Origin of the sequence: Mycobacterium europaeum (genome assembly GCF_002102155.1) — a bacterium.
GTDB classification, from domain to species: domain Bacteria; phylum Actinomycetota; class Actinomycetes; order Mycobacteriales; family Mycobacteriaceae; genus Mycobacterium; species Mycobacterium europaeum.
Window position 1 is genome coordinate 1 of sequence record NZ_LQOU01000060.1, and the last position, 1,315, is coordinate 1,315.

Below are 1,315 nucleotides of genomic sequence, written 5' to 3' on the forward strand. Positions count from 1 at the left end.
GGGCCGGGTGGGCGCGACGACCACGTTCTGGTTCGGGCTGGGCCGGACGTTGGCCGTGGGCCGGATGGCGATCGCCAGGGAGACGACGAGGGCCACCACACCGATGACGAACACGCCCGCCACGATGCTGCCCACCACGCGGAACGAGCTGCGCTCGGGATAGCCCGCGTTGACGAGAGCGGTGGCGCCGGTGTGCGCACCGGTGTACAGGTCGTCGATTTCGTCGGGCACGGCGCTGTACGCGAGGCCTTCCTCGCCGGCGCCCGCGGGGACGTCGAAGTAGCCCGGCGCAACCGCGAACGGGTTGATGGCCCCGGTTCCGGGGTCTTGCGCGTAGGCCAGCGCAGCGGTGGACGACGAGAACAGCGGCGCGTGAGCCGAGGCCAGGGCCGCGCCCCGGGCCAACGCCGTCTCGGGCTCCTCGGGCGCCGACAACGGCAGCGTGGTCGCGGCCTCCAGCGCGGGCTTGATCAGGGGGATGTCGACGCCGGAACCGACGACGAACACCCCGTCCGGGCGCGTCTCGAGCCTCTCGGCGTCCGACACCATCGCGGCCAGCTGGGCCACGGCGGCCTCGTCATCGGCCGGTAGGGGCTGCCGACGCACGTCGGCGATCGACCCGTCGGCGCTGTTGACGACGGCAAGGGTAGCGGTGTCGGGCTCGATGTAGAGCAGCGCCGTCTGCGCGTAGTTCGTCTGGCTGCCGACCGCTTGGGCCAGCGCCGCCGCGGCCAGGAAGGCCGAGACCAACATCACGTTCTCGACCTTGTGGGCGGCCAGCGCATCCCGCAGGGCGGCGGCCTCGATCGGATCGGTGAAAGTCACGCCGGTCGACGCCAGTTGGTAGCCGCCTTCGGCCGCGCCCTCGCGCGTGCCCAGGATCGCCGAGACTACCTGGTTGGCGGCCGTGAGCGTTGCGGCGTCGTCTTCGGTTGGGACGTCGAAATTGTCTTCGTCGACGGTGGCGCCTTCGCCATTTTGGCCTTCTACCAGCACCATCCGGACTGCCGTCGGCGCCATTGACACGCCAAGTACGGTGTCCAAAGCTCCTCCAAGGTTCGATTGCTAGCCCTGATGATGAGGACGTGGCCGCCGCACCCCGCGAAAACGCCAGAGGTCACTGAGTCCCCACCCTATATTCCCCTAGTGCCACGATTTTACGCGCACTCGCCGCTTTCAGTTCCGGGCGTTACGGCTGGGGGATCGGGATGCCGTGTGCCCCGAGGTGCCGGCGCAGCCAGTCGTCCCACTGATCGCCGTGGGACGGGCCGGGCCCCGGTTGGGGGGCTGCCGGAGCGGGGGCGGGTGCCGGTGC

Annotated in this window: 1 protein-coding gene; it reads right to left on the reverse strand. The window is 70.4% G+C overall.

The genetic code is table 11. From position 1 onward, the window contains the following. A partial coding sequence (locus tag AWC03_RS24035) for a DUF7159 family protein (protein ID WP_420845694.1) occupies nucleotides 1-1,044 on the reverse strand: 1,044 nt, incomplete at its 3' end. Nucleotides 1,045-1,315: the final 271 nt, after the last annotated feature.